This is a genomic window from Halodesulfovibrio sp. MK-HDV (genome assembly GCF_009914765.1).
Taxonomy (GTDB): Bacteria; Desulfobacterota; Desulfovibrionia; order Desulfovibrionales; family Desulfovibrionaceae; genus Halodesulfovibrio.
The window spans coordinates 1-21,782 of sequence record NZ_WYDS01000030.1 but is presented as its reverse complement, the minus strand read 5'-3'; the positions used below and the strand labels follow the sequence as shown (position 1 = coordinate 21,782).

General features: G+C 45.1%; 12 protein-coding genes and 1 pseudogene. 5 read left to right on the top strand and 8 right to left on the bottom strand.

What is annotated here, in order from left to right; all coding sequences use genetic code 11:
* Positions 1 to 95 precede the first annotated feature (95 nt).
* Complete coding sequence (locus MKHDV_RS17530; RefSeq protein ID WP_160717645.1) at positions 96 to 2,333, bottom strand: vitamin B12-dependent ribonucleotide reductase; 2,238 nt, start codon at positions 2,331 to 2,333, stop codon at positions 96 to 98.
* Positions 2,334 to 2,638: 305 nt separating this feature from the next.
* Here MKHDV_RS17530 and MKHDV_RS17525 point away from each other — a divergent pair, with 305 nt between their 5' ends.
* Together MKHDV_RS17525 and MKHDV_RS17520 are read left to right on the top strand one after the other, a co-directional pair.
* Positions 2,639 to 3,835 (top strand): hypothetical protein, encoded by a 1,197-nt coding sequence (locus MKHDV_RS17525; protein WP_160717643.1) that lies wholly within the window; start codon positions 2,639 to 2,641, stop codon positions 3,833 to 3,835.
* Between the two features lie 270 nt (positions 3,836 to 4,105).
* Entirely contained in the window at positions 4,106 to 4,393 is a 288-nt protein-coding gene (locus MKHDV_RS17520; RefSeq protein ID WP_160717641.1) for an HU family DNA-binding protein, read from the top strand.
* Between the two features lie 188 nt (positions 4,394 to 4,581).
* Here MKHDV_RS17520 and MKHDV_RS17515 read toward each other — a convergent pair whose 3' ends face one another.
* Positions 4,582 to 5,340, bottom strand: a complete 759-nt coding sequence (locus MKHDV_RS17515) for an RNA methyltransferase (RefSeq protein WP_160717639.1) — start codon at positions 5,338 to 5,340, stop codon at positions 4,582 to 4,584.
* 161 nt (positions 5,341 to 5,501) lie between these two features.
* On the opposite strand from MKHDV_RS17515, the gene MKHDV_RS17510 reads away from it, so the two are divergent.
* Positions 5,502 to 7,145, top strand: a complete 1,644-nt coding sequence (locus MKHDV_RS17510; protein ID WP_160717637.1) for a LysM peptidoglycan-binding domain-containing protein — start codon at positions 5,502 to 5,504, stop codon at positions 7,143 to 7,145.
* Between the two features lie 141 nt (positions 7,146 to 7,286).
* On the top strand, positions 7,287 to 10,115 hold the full coding sequence (locus tag MKHDV_RS17505) for an FAD-binding and (Fe-S)-binding domain-containing protein (protein ID WP_160717635.1): 2,829 nt from the start codon (positions 7,287 to 7,289) through the stop codon (positions 10,113 to 10,115).
* Between the two features lie 477 nt (positions 10,116 to 10,592).
* On the opposite strand, the gene pruA is transcribed toward MKHDV_RS17505, so the two are convergent.
* The 5 genes from pruA to MKHDV_RS19030 form a co-directional block, all read right to left on the bottom strand.
* Positions 10,593 to 13,604 (bottom strand): L-glutamate gamma-semialdehyde dehydrogenase, encoded by a 3,012-nt coding sequence (pruA, locus tag MKHDV_RS17500; RefSeq protein WP_160717633.1) that lies wholly within the window; start codon positions 13,602 to 13,604, stop codon positions 10,593 to 10,595.
* 397 nt (positions 13,605 to 14,001) lie between these two features.
* The gene (infA, locus tag MKHDV_RS17495) at positions 14,002 to 14,220 is read right to left on the bottom strand and encodes a translation initiation factor IF-1 (protein WP_160717631.1); all 219 of its coding nucleotides are present in this window, start codon (positions 14,218 to 14,220) and stop codon (positions 14,002 to 14,004) included.
* A gap of 134 nt (positions 14,221 to 14,354) precedes the next feature.
* Positions 14,355 to 15,155, bottom strand: a complete 801-nt coding sequence (gene lgt, locus MKHDV_RS17490) for a prolipoprotein diacylglyceryl transferase (RefSeq protein ID WP_160717629.1) — start codon at positions 15,153 to 15,155, stop codon at positions 14,355 to 14,357.
* 66 nt (positions 15,156 to 15,221) lie between these two features.
* Positions 15,222 to 15,674: a substrate-binding domain-containing protein gene (locus MKHDV_RS19035; protein WP_254060514.1), complete on the bottom strand. Its 453-nt coding sequence runs from the start codon at positions 15,672 to 15,674 to the stop codon at positions 15,222 to 15,224.
* Entirely contained in the window at positions 15,604 to 16,146 is a 543-nt protein-coding gene (locus tag MKHDV_RS19030) for a substrate-binding domain-containing protein (protein WP_254060513.1), read from the bottom strand. Before MKHDV_RS19030 ends, MKHDV_RS19035 begins: the two co-directional genes overlap by 71 nt.
* Before the next feature lie 285 nt (positions 16,147 to 16,431).
* Here MKHDV_RS19030 and der point away from each other — a divergent pair.
* Positions 16,432 to 17,850 (top strand): annotated as a pseudogene (der, locus tag MKHDV_RS17480) (ribosome biogenesis GTPase Der); the annotation flags it as partial.
* A gap of 64 nt (positions 17,851 to 17,914) precedes the next feature.
* Here der and MKHDV_RS17475 read toward each other — a convergent pair.
* The gene (locus MKHDV_RS17475) at positions 17,915 to 20,863 is read right to left on the bottom strand and encodes a PAS domain S-box protein (RefSeq protein ID WP_160717627.1); all 2,949 of its coding nucleotides are present in this window, start codon (positions 20,861 to 20,863) and stop codon (positions 17,915 to 17,917) included.
* Positions 20,864 to 21,782: the final 919 nt, after the last annotated feature.

Genomic DNA, 21,782 nt, shown 5'->3' with positions numbered 1-21,782 from the left:
GTGATGAAAAAACAGCTTTGCCAAGGCATAAAAAAAGCCGGTTGTTCTATGACAACCGGCTATATTTTTAATTCAAATTTATGTGCGAGTTTTTATTATCCACATTTGGTGAACCCGCAACCGTAGCATTTGTTGCAGCCTTCTTCGAAGACTAACTCATTGCCGCATTCTGGACAAAGCTGCTTTGTGAGTCCGTTTGTGGCATGAACGGATATAGAAGATTTAAGGTAACGGTTTTCTAAAATCCATGAGATTGCATCTGGAATTGAAAGGAGTAACCCTTTTTTCTGAAATACTGGGTGTTCTCCACCAATACCTTTGAGCTGACGTACAATATCGATAGGTTCGATACCTGCTCGAAGTGCTAACGATACCAATCTTCCGATGGCTTCAGCTTTAGCTGTGATGGAACGACCGGATTTACCGATGGTCGCGAATAGCTCAAATGGTCGTCCATCAATTTCATTGATGGTCACGTAAAGCATGCCCATTCCTGTTTCAACTTTTTGAGTGAACCCGTAGACGATTTCAGGGCGGTCAACCTTAGGTCGTACCAGAGCAGACTCTTCTTCTTTCTTGGAACCTTCGGTGCAAAGAACTTGTGATTGCAGACTACCATCGCGATATACAGTTACACCTTTGCAGCCTTGTTCATATGCCATCCAGTAGATGGAACGGATATCATCTACGGTTGCTTCTTTTGGAACGTTCACAGTCTTGGATACGGCGTTGTCTGTGTATTTCTGGAATGCTGCCTGCATTTTTAGATGAGACTCAGCATCGATATCCATGGCGGTCACGTAAACTTTGCGAAGATCTTCCGGAAGATAATCAATATCTGCGATGGTGCCTTTTTCTGTGATCGAATCCATAAGCTTTTCTGAGTAGCAACCTCGTTCTTCCAACGCAGCTTTAAAGAATGGGTTTGTCTCTACCAGCTTGTCACCATCCATGACGTAGCGGGCAAAGGAAAGGGCAAAAAGCGGTTCGATGCCTGAAGAACAGCCTGCCAGAATGGAGAGGGTGCCAGTAGGTGCGATAGTGGTAACTGTTGCGTTACGGTATGGCCCAAGATCTCGTTCGCCAAAAATAGAATCTTTGTATGCAGGGAATGCACCGCGTTCTTTTGCAAGCTGTTTGGATGCGGCTCTTCCTTCTGCCTGAATAAATTCCATGACCTTTTCAGCAAGATTGAGTGCTTCCTGGCTATCGTATGGAATATTCAACTGGAAAAGCATATCTGCCCAACCCATGATACCAAGACCGATTTTACGGTTGGTTGTTACCATTTCGGTAATTCGGTCAAGTGGGTAGCGCGATGCGTCAATTACGTTATCAAGAAAGCGTACAGCGAGATGAATGACGCGGCGAAGACGATCCCAGTCTACAGAAAGAATATTACTGTCGTCTTGTTTCAACATCACATTCAGGTTGATAGAGCCAAGATTGCATGCTTCGTATGGAAGCAGTGGCTGCTCACCGCACGGATTCGTTGATTCGATTTCTCCAAGCGCCGGTGTCGGGTTGTCGCGGTTAATGCGATCGAGAAATACGATCCCCGGATCGCCTTTTTCCCATGCCTTCTGAACAAGGATTTCGAAGACTTCGCGTGCGTTGAGTGTGGTGATGATGTTTTGATTGTGCGGATCAATAAGATCGTAGTCTTCTCCGCTTTCCACGGCTTTCATAAAGTCTTCCGTGAGCGCTACGGAGAAGTTGAAGTTGTTGAATTCACCTTCACGTTCTTTTGCACGAATGAATTCCATAACATCAGGATGGTCGATGCGAAGGATGCCCATGTTGGCACCGCGTCGTGTACCACCCTGTTTGATTTGTTCGGTAGCTGTATTGAAAATACGCAGGAAAGATACTGGGCCGGAGGCAACTCCGCCAGTTGATCCTACGCGTGAATCTTTAGGGCGCAAGCGGGAGAATGAAAAGCCGGTACCGCCGCCTGATTTATGAATCATGGCTGCATGTTTTACTGCGTCAAAAATTTCTTCGATTGAATCACCAACAGGCAACACAAAACAAGCCGCAAGCTGTCCAAGTGACGTGCCTGCATTCATGAGTGTTGGAGAGTTTGGCAGAAATTCCATGTTGGCCATCATAGAATAGAAGTCTTTTGCCAAGACATCAGGAGAAACTGTGGTCTTTTCGTACTTGCTTTCTTCTGCAGCAATGGCAAATGCAACACGCCAGAATAATTTTGTGGCATCTTCGATAGGGTTACCGTCAAAATCTTTGCGGTAATAACGTCTTGCTAAAACAATTTCGGCGTTTTCATTAACTTCTAGGGACTCAATATCAGCTGGGGTTTGCTGTTCAACCATGTTCGCTCGCACCTTATTGTGTATTATACGTTTATTTCTGACAAAGTCGTAATTGCTAATAGTAACTATATTAATTAACGCAGAGTTGCCATATAAAAATGATAATTAAAGGACAGTACACTTTTTTTACAAAAAAAGGCCTTAAAATAAAATTGTTTGAGCTTTCAGTATAGTGATTTGCTAACCAGTGTTCATTAAACAAAACGCTGATTCTTATATTCAGACTAAGGAGTTTGACGGAAACTCTATGACCGCTTAGGGTTAAAGTTGGTTGAAAAACCAAACTCAGCTCATGGAAGGTAAGAATGTTAAAACAAGTTTTGATCGGTGTTGTCTGTGCAGTTGTTTTTTCTGCGACACTAGCTGTGTATGGAATATTTGATGTGCATATCATTGCATACGCATTGGCTATTTGGGCTGTCGCGTGCATTTTCATGCGCGGGAATAATGCTTTGTATATTACTGGTGCGTTTGCACTGGCTACTTTTGTTGTGTGGGGCGGTGTCACTGTAAGCGGCCTTGCTGAAAAAAATGCCGCAACTCCGGAACAATACCTTGCAGAGTACAATCCAAGCTTAGCGTTTTACACCTTTGCCCCTGATAGGCAGGTGCAGATGGAGCAAAACGCAGGTCTACTGGCGCGTGTAGATCCAAGAGTCGCACCGGTTGCCCGAGAGATTGTTTTTGTGACTGATAAAAATGGACTTCGTAATTCAAACGGAGTGAACAACCCTGATGTACTGTTGATTGGTGGTGGCTTTGTTGTCGGCAACGGAAACACGCAGTCATCTTTAATTAGCGATATTTTGCAGCAGGACTATGATGTTGCAGCGTATAACATCGGCACTCCGGGTTCTCTTGATGAGCAGGCTTTGTTGGCTCTGACGCTAGTTAAAGAACAAGGTTTGGTTAAGAACGGTATTCTTTTTGTGTTTGAAGGCGAGGACTTTAAGCCTTTTAGTTCAGAAGTGCATTACCCGCTTAAACGTCTTACAAAATTTTTGAGCAATAATGACCTTGGCCGAATGTTGCGAGAGTACAGAGACGGATTCTTAGCAAACAGTGCGGATCAGTCTGGGGTTGTCACATTCCCAATCGGCGCAAGAAGCATGGCGTTTTCAGAAGCATATGTTACGGAAACCCTTGCTACCACATATAAAGCAGATCCAAAATTTGAAGAATTACTTGGATCGCTTAGTGATAACGCAGGGCTTGTAAATACTGTCGTCTTTGTTCCTACCAAGCTGCGAGTTTATGCAAATTTGTTGGGTGGAGATGTGCCACAGATACCTGAGTCTCCAAAATTAGCAGCCCTGCGCGCTATGACTGAGAATCATTCATTTAAGGTGTACGATTTGACTCCACATCTTCAAGCAAAAGCAATTGTTGAATGGGGACGCCGTAAAGAGCTTATATGGTGGACAGATGATGTTTATTGGAACGAATCAGGAGCTAACGTTGCTGCTGAACTGGTAAACGAATTGTTGAAGGGCAATATGTAGCATTTGAAATGGAATATATGAGTTAAGGTTCCATTTTGATGATCGACTGCTTACTTATAAAAGAAAAATAAGAGTTAAAAAAACCGCGTTAAATTCCTGTGAAACAGGAACTAACGCGGTTTTTTGAGAAATATAACGGAAAAATTCAATTTTAGCACAATTCTATCTCAGAAATGATTGACATAAACGCCTTATATCTGCATAGAATCAAAGCTATACATTACAAAGGCTTGTCTAGGGGGAGAACCATTTCGCAAGGAGGATACTCTCATGCTGACAAAAGCTGAGTTTGTTGTAGCTCTTAAGGACACCCTGCCGGAAGTTTTCGAAACTAAAGTTAGTGCTGAAAAAGCGTATGACGCATTTTGCAAAGTATTAACTAAAGGCGTCGTAAGCGAACAGGGTGTTCGCCTTCCAAATGTTGGTGCATTTTCTGTTTACGACCGTGCTGAACGTACCGGACGTAACCCGCAGACCGGTCAGCCTATGACCATTCCAGCCCGCAAAGTTGTGAAATTTTCACCAGCTAAAGCGTTGATGGACAGCGTCAACAAGTAGATTGTAACCCAAAGGGCCGTCAGTTTTGGCGGCCTTTTGACTTCTTTTTCATCCTGCCTGTATTCTCTTCAAATTGTTGCAAATCCGCATGAAATCACGGTTTGCAGCATTTCTCTTTAGTTTGTGTACTTATAAAGAACAGTACTGCTCAGCATAAATAATCCTTTTACAATACAGTGTATTGTAGATTAATCACAACTTGCAGCATAAAATTGAGAAAGGATCATGGCACCAGCTTGCGCTACGTTGAGCGAATCGAAGCCATGAGCCATAGGGATGAACAGAGATACATCCAGTCGCTTGGCGACATTCGGGCGGATACCTTTTTCTTCGTTTCCTAATACTAAAATTGCAGGCGTGTGTAATTTGGCTTTAAACAAATTTTCTGCGCCTTCTTTTGATTCTGCACCGTACACAAAATAGCCCATCTCTTTTGCAAGTTCTAATGTGCGAGAAATATTAGTGGCTTTTGCAACTGCCAGTTTGCCAAGTGCGCCGGCAGAAACTTTTGCAGCGGCTGCGCCCAGAAAAGAAGCATTGTGTTTGTGAACAATCATACCGCCAGCGCCAATTCCATAAACGGTACGAGCGAGTGTTCCCGCGTTACCTGGATCCTGAATTTGGTCCAGAACAACAACAAGTGGTAATTCTGCTTCCAATGCTTCTGTGAGAACTTCTTCTTCAGACTTAAAGCCTGCTTTAAATATTTTTGCGATAACGCCCTGATGGTTCCCTTCGAACAATTTGTTCAAAGTAGGGTCCTGTACAAACATAAAACGAATTTTGCTTTTTTTGCACAGATCAGTAATTTTTGTGATTTCCGGCCCGCGCTTATCTTTACGGATGAGCACGGAGTCAACTTGCTCTGGTGAAGACGCAAGTTGTTCGGTTACTGGTTTTACGCCAGGAAGGATGCCATCGGTGTTTTCGTCGTAATTGTCGCTCATAATTATATATCCTGAAAAAATCGCTAAATAGATGTAAGATTCTTTGTAACTGATGATTGCCTTGTACTCTCGTATAGGGTAGGTGGCATAACATTATTAGGGTGAAATACCTGTCTAAAACTAGTCTTGCAATAGTTACACCCCCGCTAAATGGAAAATAGATGCAGAAAAACTCTGATACTCACAAAATGACTTTCCAAAAGATTCTTCTTTTGTGCCTTGCGTGCATGTTGCTTGCAGCATGTGCACCTAAACCGAGCAAGAGCACGGCCACACTGCCAGTTCTTATTCCGGATGATACTACCATGATTTCAGAGCTTGTTGAGCTTGAAGTCGGTGGTGAACCGGCAGATGAAGTTGTGGATGTGCAGGTACCGCCTGCAGATGACGCAGAGCCATTATCCAGTGAAGAGATTGAAGCGCTTGAAACTCGCCTTAACATCGATATTGAGATGGATGAGAGTGATCGTAAGGTCGTTGAGCAGTATTTCAAGTATTTCACTCACAGAGGTCGCAAAACATTCCAGCGCTACCTTGCCCGTTGTGGCATGTTGCTTCCACATGCAACCGAGATTTTTAAAGAAAAAGGTCTACCAGAAGAGATTGTATATCTGGCCTTTGTTGAAAGTGGATTCAACGCAAAAGCATACTCCCGAGTTGGAGCTGCTGGTGTTTGGCAGTTTATGCCGTACACAGGTAGAGTCTATGGTTTACACCAGAACTGGTGGATTGACGAGCGACGTGACCCTTACAAATCCGCATCTGCCGCCGCAGATTATCTTCTAAAATTATATAACGATTTCGGGGACTGGTACCTCGCTATTGCTGCATACAATGCAGGCGAGGGCAAGATTGGTCGTGCTATTAAAAAAACCGGCGCAGAAAGCTTCTTTGAATTAACACAAAAAAACCACAAGCTAAGTTACCGTGCAAGACTTCGCAAAGAAACTAAACATTACGTTCCTAAGTTTCTTGCTGTCGTGAAGATCATGCGTAACCTCGAAAAACTCGGTTTTGAGCCTGTTAACGAGATCCCTTGTGAAAACGTCACACCAATTCAGGTAAAGGGCGGTACGGATCTACTTGCTCTTTCTAATGATCTTAATCTTAAATGGCGTGCATTCTCTGACATGAACACTGCGTTCCGTCGTCAGGTAAGCCCGCCAGACTATGTGTCGACTGTTTATGTACCATCGAATAAAGCCTCTAAGGCTACTGCCTTCCTTGAAAGCGATAAATCCCGACCTTACGCTGGTTGGCTTGCTTACAAGGTGCGCAAAGGTGATTCCTGGTACCGTATTGGTCGAAGACATGGTGTACCGATTTCGGTACTTAAAAAGATCAACAACCGCAAAAGTAATTTGCTGAGACCGGGACAGCGCTTGATGATTCCCGGCAGTAACTCAACACAGGTTGCATGGCGCAGTCCGCGTGCTAAAACCCGTGCAATTGCGCAGAAACGCGGCAATTACATCGTTCAGAAGGGTGATACCTTGTATGATATCTCCCGCGCTACTGGTGTGAGTGTAAAAACACTCCTGTCAGCAAACGGTTTACGTTCCGCTAAGCGACTTCGTGCCGGTAGCAAGCTGTACATCCCGAACCAGTCTAAGACTACTGTTGCTAAGAGATCATCTAGCAAGAAAAGTACTAAGACTGTAGCGTATCAGGTTCGCAGAGGTGAATCTGTATGGACCATCGCTAAAAAGTTTGGCGTATCATATAAAGATGTTCTCCGTTGGAACAGACTGAGCAAACGCTCTATTCTTCGTCCTGGTGATAATCTGAAAATTTACGCGAACTAGTAACAACATATTCCTTTGGAATTCTAGGCCCCCGCTTCTGCGGGGGCTTTTTTTGTAATGATAGTAAAGTTTTCATTTATTGCAGTGGGCGGTAATGCTACTGTGCTCATACTATTTGAAAACTAAGTAGGAGTACGCGCAATGCATGTAACGCCGCATACAGCTTTTTATAATGACTTACTGTCTGTAATTCCAAAACAAAGAATTTATAAAGATCCGTTACAGGTTCTGGCGTACGGAACAGACGCCAGTTTTTACCGCCTTATTCCAAAAATGGTTGTAGATGCAGAATCTGAAGAAGAAGTGCTGCATGTCCTCCAGCTTGCGGATACTCATAGGGTCGCCGTAACATTTCGTGCTGCTGGAACCAGTCTTTCTGGTCAAGGTATATCTGATTCAGTTCTGGTACGAATCGGTGACTCTTGGAGAAATTACCGCATCACAGAAAATGCGACTCGCTTCATTGTTCAACCGGGGCTTATCGGTAGTCAGGCGAACAGGGCGTTATTGCCGTTCGGCAGAAAAATCGGTCCGGACCCTGCATCGATCGATAGCGCAAAAATTGGTGGTATTGTTGCCAACAACGCCTCCGGTATGTGTTGTGGCGTAGCTGAAAACAGCTATAAAACTCTTCATAGTATGCGGCTTGCCTTGTATGACGGCACACTGCTTGATACCGCGTGTGAAAATAGCAAGAAAGCTTTCGCTGAAAAGCATCCGGAAGTGGTGAAAGGGCTTGAAAGTATTCGTGAACGCGTAATGGCAGACAAAAGTTTGTCTGGTCTCATATCCAAAAAATTCAAAATTAAAAACACCACAGGTTACAGTCTGAACGCGATCGTCGACTTTGATGATCCGTACGAAATTTTACAGCACCTCATGGTAGGTTCTGAAGGTTCGCTAGGATTCATATCAGAAGTCACCTACCGAACGGTTATTGAACCTAAATACAAAGCTACCACGCTTGCCATGTTCCCAAGCTTGCAGGATGCATGTCTTGCAACAATGGAATTGAAAAAGCAGCCAGTATCGGCTGTAGAGCTTATGGACGAACGTTCATTACGCTCCGTAAGTGATAAGCCGGGGATGCCGGATTCAATTAAAGATATCGCCAAAGGCACGACATCACTTTTAATCGAAACTGCTTCAAATGATCCATTTGAAATTGAACAGCAGGTGCTGGCAATTGTCGCGTCCATTGACCATATTAATAAACTTGAGCCTGTGGAATTCTGCCATGATCCAATTCAGTGTGCGAAATTCTGGGCAGTACGTAAGGGCTTGTTCCCAGCCGTTGGTGCCGTTCGAGATACAGGAACCACTGTTATTATCGAGGACGTAGCCTTCCCGCCGGAAAGCTTTGCAGAAGGCGTAGCGCGTCTTGATGAGTTGCTGAAAAAGTACAAGTACGATTTGGCAATTATGTTTGGTCACGCGCTGGAAGGAAACTTGCATTTTGTTTTCACACAGGACTTCAACATAGCGTCAGAGATTGACCGGTACCAAGGGTTTATGGATGAAGTTTGTACTATGGTAGCAACCGAGTACAAAGGTTCGCTTAAAGCAGAACACGGAACAGGGCGTAACATGGCGCCGTTCGTAGAGCTAGAGTGGGGTAAGCAGGCGCATGATCTTATGCGTGAGCTTAAAGAATTGCTCGATCCATACAACTTGCTGAACCCGGGCGTAATCATTAACGACGATCCGCGTGCGCATCTGACAGCACTCAAACCGTTGCCAGCCGCTCATGACATTGTGGATAAATGTATTGAGTGTGGATTCTGTGAACCAATCTGTCCATCCGCAAACGTAACATTTACTCCGCGTCAGCGAATCACAAGTCTGCGCGAGTTACACCGGCTTAAAGATATTCCGGAAGAACAGCATCGACTGAAAAAAATGTGGGCAGAGTTCAACTACCTTGCCATGGAAACCTGTGCGACAGATGGGTTGTGTCATACCCGTTGTCCTGTAGATATCAATACAGGAACCATGATTAAGGATTTACGCGCACAAAAAGCATCCTCTTTTGCAAACACTGCAGCAGATTGGGTAGGGCGCAATTTCAGCACCGTAGCCAAAGGCGTGCAAGGAGCACTTACAGGTGCAAACCTCGCGCACCGCCTGCTCGGCACCCGCGTAATGGATTCTGGAGCAAACGTACTTCGTGTTGTTTCCATGAAAAAAATTCCGCTTTGGAATAAAGAGATGCCAACGAGCGCTGGCCCTATCAAGCCTGTGCCGATCAATGACGGAAATCCGGATAAAGTTGTCTACTTCCCAAGCTGTATAAGCAGAACAATGGGGCCGTCAAAAGGTGATCCAGAAACAACAGATATTCCGCAGAAAACAATTCAGCTCCTTTTAAAAGCTGGATACGAAGTTCTGTTCCCGTCTAACATGAAGAATCTTTGCTGTGGTCAGGCGTTTGCTTCTAAAGGCTACACCGCACAAGGCGAAACAAAGTCGAAAGAGCTTTCCGATGCACTGCTGGATAGTTCAGAAAATGGCAAATATCCCGTTCTCTGCGACACCAGTCCGTGTCTGCATCGTATGCTCGATCATATGGACAAGCGTCTCACGCTCTACGATCCAATTCGTTTCTGTTTGGAATGTTTGCCAGAGAAGCTCGAGTTCGTAAAACTTCCTCGCAAAGTGGCGATTCATCCAACATGTACAGTGCGCGAAATGAATCTAGTAGAGCCGCTCGTACAGCTTGCAAACATGTGTGCAGAAAAAGTTGTGCTTCCTGATGACGTATATTGTTGTGGCTTTGCCGGTGACAGAGGCTTCTCGTTCCCAGAGCTCAATAAAGCAGCGCTAGCAGATTTACCTAAGCAAGTTGAAGACTGTGACGAAGCCTACTCAACAAGCAGAACATGTGAAGTCGGACTCAGTCTACATTCCGGCCTCAAGTACAGAAACATAATGTATCTGGTTGATGATGCGACAGTAGTTAAAAAAGGATAGTGAAGCGGGAGTGCCTGCGGCGCTTGAGCTTTGTTGCCTTCGGCGAGTCTCCGACGGGCAGGCTCCGCCTTGCATCCGCAAGGGGGAATCCCCCTTGACCCATTTATCGAAGGGCACCTGTTGGTTAACTCAATTACGGCTTAATGATGAAATATAAAAAGGATGACCCTTGCGGGTCATCCTTTTTTGTTGGTTGTAAAAGAATCCGTATAGAAATTTTATATATAAAAAGGGTTGGCACCAATGGCACCAACCCTTTTGTGTATTCTAAGTAACACAGAGGTTACTGAGTAAAGGGGCGAGGTTTATCTTTTTACACCATAACCTCAAGGTCGTGGTGCATAGCCGCGTGAAAACATATTCAACGGGCTTACCTCGCAGTTAAAAGTTTTTGGAGAGTCCAGAGAACCTTGTTTCAACAAGGTTCTTTGGCCGCCGGAGGCAAGCCCCGCAGGGTTGCCAAAGGCACAGCATACACTAAATCCAGTCATCATCCTCTTCGATAGGCGCGAAGCCACGGCGCATGGTGTTTTCTGTAACCACACGCGGATCGAGGAATTGAAGGAGATAGTCTGGGCCACCGGTTTTGGAGCCGACACCGGACATTTTGAACCCACCGAACGGCTGACGCTCAACGAGTGCACCAGTGTTGTTGCGGTTGAGGTAAAGGTTACCGACGCGGAATTCTTTTCGTGCTTGTTCGAGATGCTCTGGTGAACGGGAGAACACACCGCCTGTGAGGGCAAAGCGAGTACCGTTTGCAATATCGAGTGCTTCATCGAAGGATGCTGCACGTAGAATTGCGAGCACAGGTCCGAATATTTCTTCTTGTGCGATCCGGTCATCCGGCTTGATGTCGCCTACGATGGTCAGTGGAACGTATGCACCTTCTGCTGGATGATCTTCACGCTTGAGAAGGATTGTTCCTTCTTCTTCAGCGAGTTTGATGTAATCCATAACAGTTGTCTGACACGAAGCGTCTGCAAGAGGCCCCATGTAGTTTTCAGGATCTTCGGAACGACCGATTTTGATGTCCTGACATGCTTTGACGAGTCGTTCAATGAAACGATCATAGATCGGGTCGAGAACGATAACGCGGGAACATGCGGAACACTTTTGTCCTTGGAAAGCAAAGGCAGAGTAAACCACGTGCAGCACTGCTTCATCGAGATCGGCATCGTCATCAATGATGATGGCGTTTTTGCCGCCCATTTCAGCGATAACGCGCTTGCACTGGAACTGGTCTGGTTGAACGACAGATGCTTTGTTCTGGATGCGTAAACCAACTTCCATGGAACCTGTGAAACAGATCATGGATACTTTTGGATGCTCGATGAGGTAGTCACCCATAACGGAACTTCGACCCGGGCAGTAGTTGAATACGCCATCCGGTAGTCCGGCTTCACGGAAGATTTCTACAAGGTTGTAGCCAACGCGTGATGATATGGATGCAGGTTTGTAGACGACAGGGTTACCTGTCACGATGGCAGCGGAGCACATGCCTATTGCGATTGCAAACGGGAAGTTCCATGGCGAGATAACAGCTGCTACCCCTTTTGGTTGGTAGAAGAGCTGGTTGTGTTCACCCGGAGCACGTCCCATTTTGCGCGGCTTATCGAGACGCAGCATTTCGCGGGCGTAGTATTCGAGGAAATCGATACCTTCGCCAACATCGTGGAATGCCTGATCCCATTGCTTACCAATTTCCAGAACCTGCCATGCTGACAGCTCGTATTGACGTTCGCGTGCAAGCTCTGCGGCTTTAAGCAGACATTCTGCTCGCTCTTTTGCTGGCGTATTACGCCAAGTGAGAAATGCTGTGCTTGCGGCTTCGAGTGCTGCATCAATTTCTTCTGTTCCAGCCTGACATACGTCAGCAAGTTTTTCTGTGTAGTCAGCTGGGTTTGTTGTCGGGATAACGTCGTCAGTAATAACTTCTTTGCCGTTAATGTAGAGCGGAATAATGCCGCCTGCTTCACTGCGTATTTTGCTGATAGCATTCGGGAACGCGGTACGGCAGCGTGGAATTGTAAAGTCGATCATGGCGTCGTTTTTGAAAATCGGCAGACCGTCTACAAGTTCTTCCGGTTTAGGCTCAGGACGTGCGGCAAGCTCTCGATCTAAGGATATTTGTGGATTTTCAAGAAGGCGTGTGACTTCAGCACCGTCAGCAAAAGACTGGCGAAGGAAAGACTCGTTCGCTGTATTTTCGAGAAGACGACGAACAAGGTACGCCATACCCGGTATGATATCACCGTACGGGCAGTAAAGGCGTACACGACCAGCTACTTTGAGCAGGCCTTTACGGACAGGTTCTGCCATGCCGTAGAGTACTTGGAATTCGTACCGGTCTTCAGGCACGTTCATGGAGTTTGCCATTTCCATTGTGGCAGAGATGGAGCGAATGTTATGGGAACCACAGGCAAAGTATACGATGTCATGGTTTTCGAGCAGAATCTTGGTGACACGTTCGAATGCAATGTCAGATTCCGGCTTGTACATCCATACTGGGAAATCCCAGTTGTTCTGTTTAGCCAGTACGGATTCCATATCCCAGTATGCGCCTTTTACCAGACGGACTGCGATAGGAAGCTGTTCTGTACGTGCCCATTGAACAAGCTGTTCAGCGTCATGTTCTGTGCTGCGTAAGTATGCCTGTAATACGATAGAAAGATGTGGATAATGGCGGAATTCTTGAGCGCTACGTAAACGACGGTACAGCTCTAAAGTAATTTCGCGGTACTTGAGCGATTCCATATCAATGCACAGGAATGCACCCATTTCAATAACTTTACGGTAAATAGGCTCAAGGCGTTTGTAGATGCCTTGGACAGAGCCTTCAATATCAACAGGTTTTGCCTGAGAATAGAGTGCAGAAGGTTTAATAGATACGTTAACTTTTGGTGTGAATCCCCAGTCCATGTTTCCATCGCCGCCCTCGCCGGCGTGTGCTTTCCATTTAGACTGCTCTTCAGCGATTGCATCAAGTACTTCAAGGTAACCGTCACGGTACGCGTCAGCTTCTTCTTCGCTCACGGTTGCTTCACCGAGTAAGTCGACGGTAAAGGTAAAGCCTTCCTTGCGTAGCTTTGCAAGCCCCTTCACTGCTTCTTTGGTGTTTTGACCAACAATAAATTGGCGTCCCATGTTCTCAATGTTGGAGCGGATGGTTTTTTCCATAATTTTAGCGGTAAGTTTACCGCCAAAACTTGCTTTGCCTGCACCCCATTTAAGAACGGATGGAACTTCATGGTCATCACCGGAAAAGTATTCGCGAATATGACGGGACAGCGACTCCGAAGTGTTCAGATAAGGAAATACGTCTACAAAACGGAATAGCTGAACTTTGAAGTCGTCATTCTTCATAGCCCAGTCCATGACTTTACCGGTCCACCATCCCTTATTAAAAATAGATGGAGCCTCGCCACTAATGCTGGTGAAGAACTCTTTACCCCGTTCAACAATCTTCGCCTCTAGCTGTGTATCCATTCAGGCCTCCTGAAGTGTACAAGTTATCAATCGATAGATTTTTCACTCTGTATTGCTCGAACCTGTTAATCTACCACCTTTATTTTATGTATAGTTATAAAAAACGTTGTACAGCCTTAGCAAAATAGTGGCAAGCATCTGTGCGAATTTACAATATAATCTTACGAAAGAAGCTGGATATGGGGGGTGGGGTAGCTGGTTGTTTACACAACCCTCAAAAGCAGAAGCATTATTTTTGCAGGCGTCACTACAGTTCGTTGAATATAAAAAAAGCGGCGTGCAAAAGCACACCGCTTTAGAATACAACTCTACATTGAACGTACTGCAGTACACTCTCACGTATTGTAAAAATTACAATACATGGGAACAATGCATGACATGTGAAGTGGCAAGAATTTTATTTACTGCGGTAAACAATCCGCCCTCTGGTAAGATCGTATGGAGAAAGCTCCACTTTAACCGTATCTCCAGGCAGAATGCGAATGTAATATTTACGCATTTTACCAGAAATATGAGCAAGCACCTTGTGGCCGTTGCTCAGCTCTACTTTAAACATTGCATTAGGTAATGCTTCCTGCACTGTGCCATCAACTTCAATGGCCTCTTCCTTAGCCATGATTCCTCCATATAAAACAGTTGGTAATATGAATCTTTACAGTAAAAATTCTTTTTATTGCTACTATGCGTGGATAGCGACAAATATACCCTGCTGTCAATGGGGGAAACGGCTTTAACTTACCTGTAACGTTATTATTTTCTATCCGTAGGATATTGATTTCGTTTGTAAGCAAGCGAAAGAAGATAGAAACCAAAAAGCACCATAGGCACGCATAGCAGCATTCCCATAGTGAGCCAGTTGAAGGCGATAAAGCCTAGCTGTGGGTCAGGCTCGCGGAAAAATTCTACAATAAAACGGAACAGTCCGTAGAAAATAAGAAATAATCCGGAAACAGCGCGAGTAGGGCGAGGTTTAGCAGAAAATCCCCACAGGATGATGAACAGCAGTATGCCTTCCAATCCTGCTTCGTACAACTGGGATGGATGGCGCGGCAGTGGGCCGCCACCGGGAAAAACCATTCCAGTTGCTGCGTCTGTTGTTCTGCCCCATAGCTCTGCGTTGATGAAGTTGCCCATTCTTCCGAAAAATAATCCCGGAGGAACCATAGGCGCAAAAAAGTCACCAATTTCAAAGAGTGTCATTTTGTTTTTACGGGCAAAGAGTCCGAAACAAATGATGACGCCGAGTAAGCCGCCGTGGAACGACATGCCGCCGTTCCATATAGCGAATATTTGTTGAGGGTTGGAAATGTAGAACGACAAATCGTAAAAAAGTACGTAGCCGAGCCTGCCGCCGAGCACAACGCCGAGCACGCAAAATGTGACTAAGTCGTCGACCAGTTCTGCGCTCCAAACGTTCGTTGGCTTGGAGGCACGATATCTGCCCAGCAGCCATGCGGACAGGAAGCCAAAAAGGTACATCAGGCCGTACCAGTGTATACTGAGGGGGCCGATAGAAAAGACCGTCGGGTCTATGATTGGGTATGTAAGCATATATGTCTCCGTAACAGTATTATGCTTTACTGGTCGAGATTTATTGCGTCAATATTTGTTCGGTAGTTATTCAGGTGCCCCGGCTTCGCCTGGGTAAATGACGCTTGCGGAGCGTTTTAAATCATACCCGCCAAGCTTTTCAGCGTGTGCGATTATCCGTGGGTCACGTAACAGGCTGATGAATGCCTGAATGTTTTTGTCGAAATAGCGGGATTTAGGAATGATGAGATCATACCGTTCCCACTGCACTGGAATAAAATCGAGGTTCAGTGAACGTGCAACTGCGCGGATACCAAGCCCTGCCTCTGCGTTACCGTTGATGATTTCGAATCCTACATCAATATGACGAGCCACACAGTTGTCGTATCCGGGAATGGTTTTACCTTCCGCTCCGGCTGCGGCTAGCTCTGCATCAAAAAGCAGTCTGGTGCCTGTGCCGGCGGTACGGTTAACAACGGTAACGTTGCCGGATGCGATGTCTTTGGTGCTTTTTAATTTTTTTTGGATTTCCTTTCGCAACGATGTATCCCTGTTCGCGAAAGGAGAAGTTCACAACTGCAGGTGGTTCCTGCATTTCATTTTGGGTAAAGGAGAAGTTGTAGTCACTATCGTCTCTATCCATAAGATGGCTTGTGGCGATATGTGCTGCGCCGTTGTGCACTGCGCGGATTCCACCAAGGCTGCCGAGATTGCAGAACGCGGCATAGGAGCCTTCGTTTTCCTGCATGTAAATTTTCATAGCGTAATCAACAAGCATATCATTACTGCCTGCGATAATGAGCGTTTTTTCCATAGCAGAGTTTGTAGGCACGTGTTCAGGAAAGTTCATAGTGCGGGCTTCAACCCACTGTTCCACAAGGTGTGCGGGGAACAGCCATTTTCCGGTAGCTTTGGTGGCCGGTAAATTTTTTTCAGAGATGAGTGTGTAGATCATCTTTTCGTTTACACCAAGGTATTGCGCAACTTCTTTCGTGGATAAAAGCTTCTTCATGGGGGAATCCTCCGCAGTTATTATTAGAGAACTGTAGTTGATGTGTCTGTAGAAAATCAACCAAACAACTATTTTTCCCCGTATCATGTTTTATATTGCGAGTAAGTTTGATATCAGCTTACTTGCATACTACAAACTATTAAGGTATTGCCTCTTGCCTTCTTGTGTATTCTATAGATTGAAGGCATCACCTGCCGCAGACCTCTGTCATTGTCTGCTAACTATTGAATACTAAGCACCTAGGCGGACCAAGCTCCGCTATCCTATATTTTTTCGGAAACAATCATGACTTTCAAAATCGCACTTATCGGACGCCCAAACGTGGGCAAGTCCACTCTTTTTAACAGACTTATTCGTAGTAACCGTGCAATCACCCATGACCGTCCGGGCGTTACCCGTGACCGTATGGAAGGCTTTGTACGCCGTGACGGCGAAGAATGGATCGTCATCGACACCGGTGGTGTAACTCTGGATGAAAACCAGGTCACAGCTGCCCAGGGTCCTAATGAACTTCGTGGTTTTGAAGAAGAAATTCTTCGCGGCGTAAATGAAGCTCTTGTTGAATGTGAAGCACTTTGTCTTGTTGTAGACGGCCGTGATGGCCTGATGCCATTTGATAGACGCCTTGCAAGTTTTGCGCGTAAAACAGGGTTGCCTGTTCTGCTGGCTGTTAACAAAGTAGATGGTGGCGAGCTGGAAGAAGAGTTCACCTCGGAATTCCATGAACTTGGTTTCCCGATGATCGCTCTTTCCGGTGAACATGGCTTCCAGATGCGTACTTTCGAAATTATGCTTCGTGAGATGCTTCCACTTGGTAAAGCCACCGATGAAGACGAAGAATTAGAAGAGATTTCAGAAGAATTCGGAGACGAATTTGTACCGCCGGAAGATTACGTGCAGCTCGGTCTTAAGATCGCAATGCTCGGTCGTCCTAACGCTGGTAAGTCATCTCTCATCAACGCACTCACTAAATCAGAGCGCATGATTGTTTCTGATGTTGCGGGTACAACCCGTGACTCCGTTGACGTTACCTATGATGTTGATGATAAGCGCTACACTTTTGTAGACACAGCAGGTGTTCGTCGACGTACCAAAATTACTGACACAGTTGAGCGTTACTCTGTAAACTCCTCTATCAAGTCAACAACTAAAGCAAACGTTACTTTGCTTGTTCTTGATGGCTCGGAAGGTGTTACCTCTCAGGACAAGCGTCTTATGAAGCTGCTTGATGAGCGTAAAACTCCGTTTATGGTGCTCATCAACAAAGCTGACCTTGTTAACCCAAGGCAGATGCAGGAAGTGCGTAAAGAATACAAGCAGGAGCTTGCCTATTGCGGCCATGTGCCTGTTGTTCACGTTTCCGCGCATACTCGCATGGGGCTGAAGCAGATTCTTCCTTTGGCTCAGCAGATTTGGGAGGAATGTTCTGTTCGCGTTCCAACAAGCGTACTTAACCGTACACTGGACGAGGTTCTTACTAAACACCAGCCGCCAGTTGTTAAACGTGTTCGTCCAAAGTTCTTCTACATGACTCAGGCAGAAACTCTGCCGCCTACTTTCGTATTTTTCTGTAACGACCATGAGCGCCTGAAAGAGCACTACATTCGTTACTTGGAAAAAGCGGTACGTAAGGCCTTTAAGATTGTACACGCACCGATCAGGCTTAAGTTCCGCTCAAGCCATTCGAAGCGTACCTTCGACGAANAAAGAAAAAAACAAAACGCTAATAAAAAAGCCCACACAACTGTGTGGGCTTTTTTTTTTGTAATTATGCAACGTGGACGTTGTCTGCTTTGCCTCGTAACGCTGAAATGTGAGTAAACAGTTCTTTGGGAGCGGTGTTCGCTTTGAGAATCAGCGTGTATTTGTCTACGTATTCTGGGGCTGTTGCGTATTCCTGACTGATAAACATGATAATGCGCGATGGTTCAAGTTGTTCAGCTTCTTCCATTTCTCTAATTTTTTTGGTCAGCCAAAAACTGTCCAGTGTCACGTATCCAGTATCTAGCAGGATAAGTTCAGGCTGATATAGCTGTCGTGCATCAACGCCCTTCATCACGTCTTCAACCAGAACAACTGAGTAGCCTTGCTGCTGTAGATTGTTCAGTAAGAATTCAGTCTGGTTAGTTTTTTTCGCGATGATGAGAGCGAGTCCAGATGTCAGCGAACTTCCAGTCACCGTGTAATCTTGAACTGTAGGAAGTAGCTTGTTGCAAAGCTTTGCAAGTAATTCGTTTACCATGACAGGCTTACGGAGTGATTCCACTTTAGGGTGGGTATACGTTGGCTCCCAGTATGAATGGGTTACTGTGTATAGTGTTGTTGTAAGCTGTTGGCAGTAGTTGCGGGTTTCACTTTCAGAAAGAACTTCGAACGCGCAACCGCAGCTGATGATGACATCGTATGAGTCTTGTGCTTCGATCACGTGTTTGCAGTACCCATCTTCGACAGGGCTGAACACGCAGGTTGCCCCTAGTCTGCTGAGGGTCTTTCCAATAAAATTGACTGTGTTGTGTTCGCAGTAGGTTAGCAGAACCGTTTTATCTTTAAGCAACAGATGAAGGTTGTCGCGCAGTGGATAGCGTGTCGTAATGTTTACTTCGAGGGAAAATATATGAACATCTGCCGGGGTGACGTGTTGTTCCAGTTCAATGGAAAACATCTTAATCATGCGTTCGATAATTGCCAAACTTAGTTGCTGCCCTCTCTCTCCATAATATTCAGGCTGAGGTAACGTGCCTGTTTCAGCGATGACATCTTCATTCCTGACGGGATTTTTCTGGCCGCAAACTTCAAAGACTATTTGCATTTGGTTATTCAGCACTTCACCCGCTGTGACTGTCATTGTTACAATGCCACCGTGTACTCGTTTGGCTGCGATGTTTATCAAGTTACTGAGGACTTGTAGTGACTTTGAAAAATCGAACCAGATTTCTTGAGGAACAGCCGGATCAAGGTAAATACAGATGTCTGATTGCAGCTGCATAGCACGAGAATACGTGGATGCATGAACTTGCCTGAGGAGCGTTTCAAGCTCAAAAGTTGCCCTTTCAAAAAAGATACTTCCTGTTTCCAGCAGAGCAAAGTCACGAATATTCGTAATAAGCTCAGAGAGCAGCTCGTTATGGAATTGCAAATGCTCCATGTGACGTTGCTGAATTTCAGTCGGCTGTGTTTCACTAAGGAGAATAAGTGACTGATTTAGTGCTTCGGCAAGAGGTTCAATCTCCTGTGTCAGTCCCATGTAAAAATGATGCCTGTCTTTTGTAACTGTTTCGGCAGAGTTCTTTGCACGCTGCAATCCCTGTTCAGCAATTACGTGTTTTGTGACGTTGTAGAGCATGAAAACAAGAGAAGAGCGGTTAGCATATTGTAAGTGTTTGATAACAGCTTCGATATGCTGTGAGCGTTTGCGAACTGAATTTAATCTGAGTCGTGCACGGAATACATTGTTCGAATCAAACGGCGCATTAATAGATTGTCTCACATGCGCCATACCTGTGATGACTCGTAGCTGATCCATACTGCTGAAAATTTCTTTGACCGGTATGCCGTAAAGGTTTTTTTTGGCGCCACCTAACAAGGTGGTTAGTTCTTCATTCCATTCAAGAATTCTTCCATCCAGATCACAAACAACAAGCGCAGTTGTACATGCTTCAAACAGAGCCGTATGTCTTTTGTACTCTTCGCTTTGTATAAGCTGATCACAGTATGTAACAAGTTTTTGAGCGCCATTGCTGACTTCATTTATGAACGAGTTCTCGGCAAGTTCCAGCATGATCTCTTTGTCTTTCCTTCTATCACCCGAAAATGATGTAAGACGCAGAATAGATTCGATTCCTTTTTTCGAAAGTTTTAGTGCGAGCCAATATGTAATGAGAAATCCGGGGAAGCAGAGAAGCAACCATGTGAAAAGAATAGTGGAAAGGTTGGGGGTCAGCGTTTTTGTGTATGCATACAGGTAGAGCTGATTCATACCGATAGGTATAGCAAGATGCTCATGGTTGAAAAGAACAGAGTGGGAAATGCCCTGTATGGCGTTTTGTAATAGTGTAACTGGATTGGTTATTGTTGTTCCAGAAAGGATGTCGGTAAATTTACCATTTTTTTCGATAAGAATGCTGTACAGGTTCCGATCGAGATCAATAGAATTTGTAAAAGAGGTGAAAGAAAAAATGCTACCGATAATACCGACAATGCTTCCCTCGACTCGCAACGCCTGAGTAATGCAAAGCAAATATTGACCAGATGAGCTTTTATAGATGGAAAAATTAGGAGAAGCAGTGGAATGGCGCAGGACGTCTCTAACGTCCGTTGTGGTTTGCCCGAACGAAAATATTTTGTTCGTCTTAATTGATTGGATAAAATAAATCTGATTGCGGTCGAAGTTGTGCACAGCACTAATCCATTTTAGTACTGCGGGATCATCATCCATCGACATGGCGTTAAGCAAGTCATTGTCTTTCGCCAGATATTGAATAACAGCCTGCTGCTCTTCGATTTCATTGTTTAGGTGAATGCTCAAGAGTTTGGATTTTTCAATGCCCTTATCCATGAAGTCCTGATGGTAATGGGACACCTGCAAGTAGTAGCTTGCAAAGATAAAGAAACAGGAAAAAATGACAAGAATGAGCAGTAGCAGCGCACTCCACCAGAAATATATTGAATGCTTCTTGGAATGGAAGTTGGCGTTGGTTTGTTTAAAAGGATTTTGCATTGTAGAGATTAACCCCTTGCATACTAATGATGTAAATGATGAGTAATACACATTTTATTTTTACGGAATTAGAGATAAAGGGCGGAGATGGGTAGGGTCAAAAAGTCAAAAGAGTAGTTTGTACTATATAATGATACAAAAAGGTGAGCCGCTTCGGTTCACCCTTTTTTTGGTTTTTGGTCTGACATCAAGTGGTTGTTGCCGAAAGACGCTTGCTTTCGGGGACTCTTCGAGGAGCAAGGGCGCTGCCTCCACAAGGGACTGGCGTCCGTGATCATTTGTTCCTCGTGAACGGTCACTGGCGCAAGCACCCGCAAGGAGGGCGCCCCCTTGACCGCGGGTATGTTTTTAAAGAAATGGGATGAACAGATAGGCAGGGCGTAATTGTAGAGAATCGTTCTGTGCCAAGGGGTAAGACGGAAATGGGGTAACGCTCTCTCAATATGAGTAAAAATTAATGCAGAAAATCTAAAAAAGCTGTTGACGGCGGGGGGCAAAAGCCATAGAACCTCTTTCCTCGCTACGGAGAAGCAGTTCTTGAAGCGAGGAAAGTTCATTTCACAATCGGTAGTTACCCAAGTCGTAGAGCTCTTCAAAAAGGTTTTTTAAAAAACTTTTAAAAAGGGTTTGACAGCGGAAAGAGGAAAGCCTAAACACTCCCTCCACGCCGCGAGACAAGGGTTCGTCGCACAACGGAAGAAATTAAATTTCAGAAAGTTGTTGACAGCTTAGCGGCCGGGTGGCATAAACGCCAGCTCGACACAAGGCTTACTAGCCGAGTGGAGCTTTTATTAAAAAGCTCTTTGACAATTAAATAGCGAATCGGATTGATTTAGAGATCAGCTAGCGTTGTTCGTTGCTTCGGTAACGGACAATTCAATACAGAATTATTAAACTGGAGAGTTTGATTCTGGCTCAG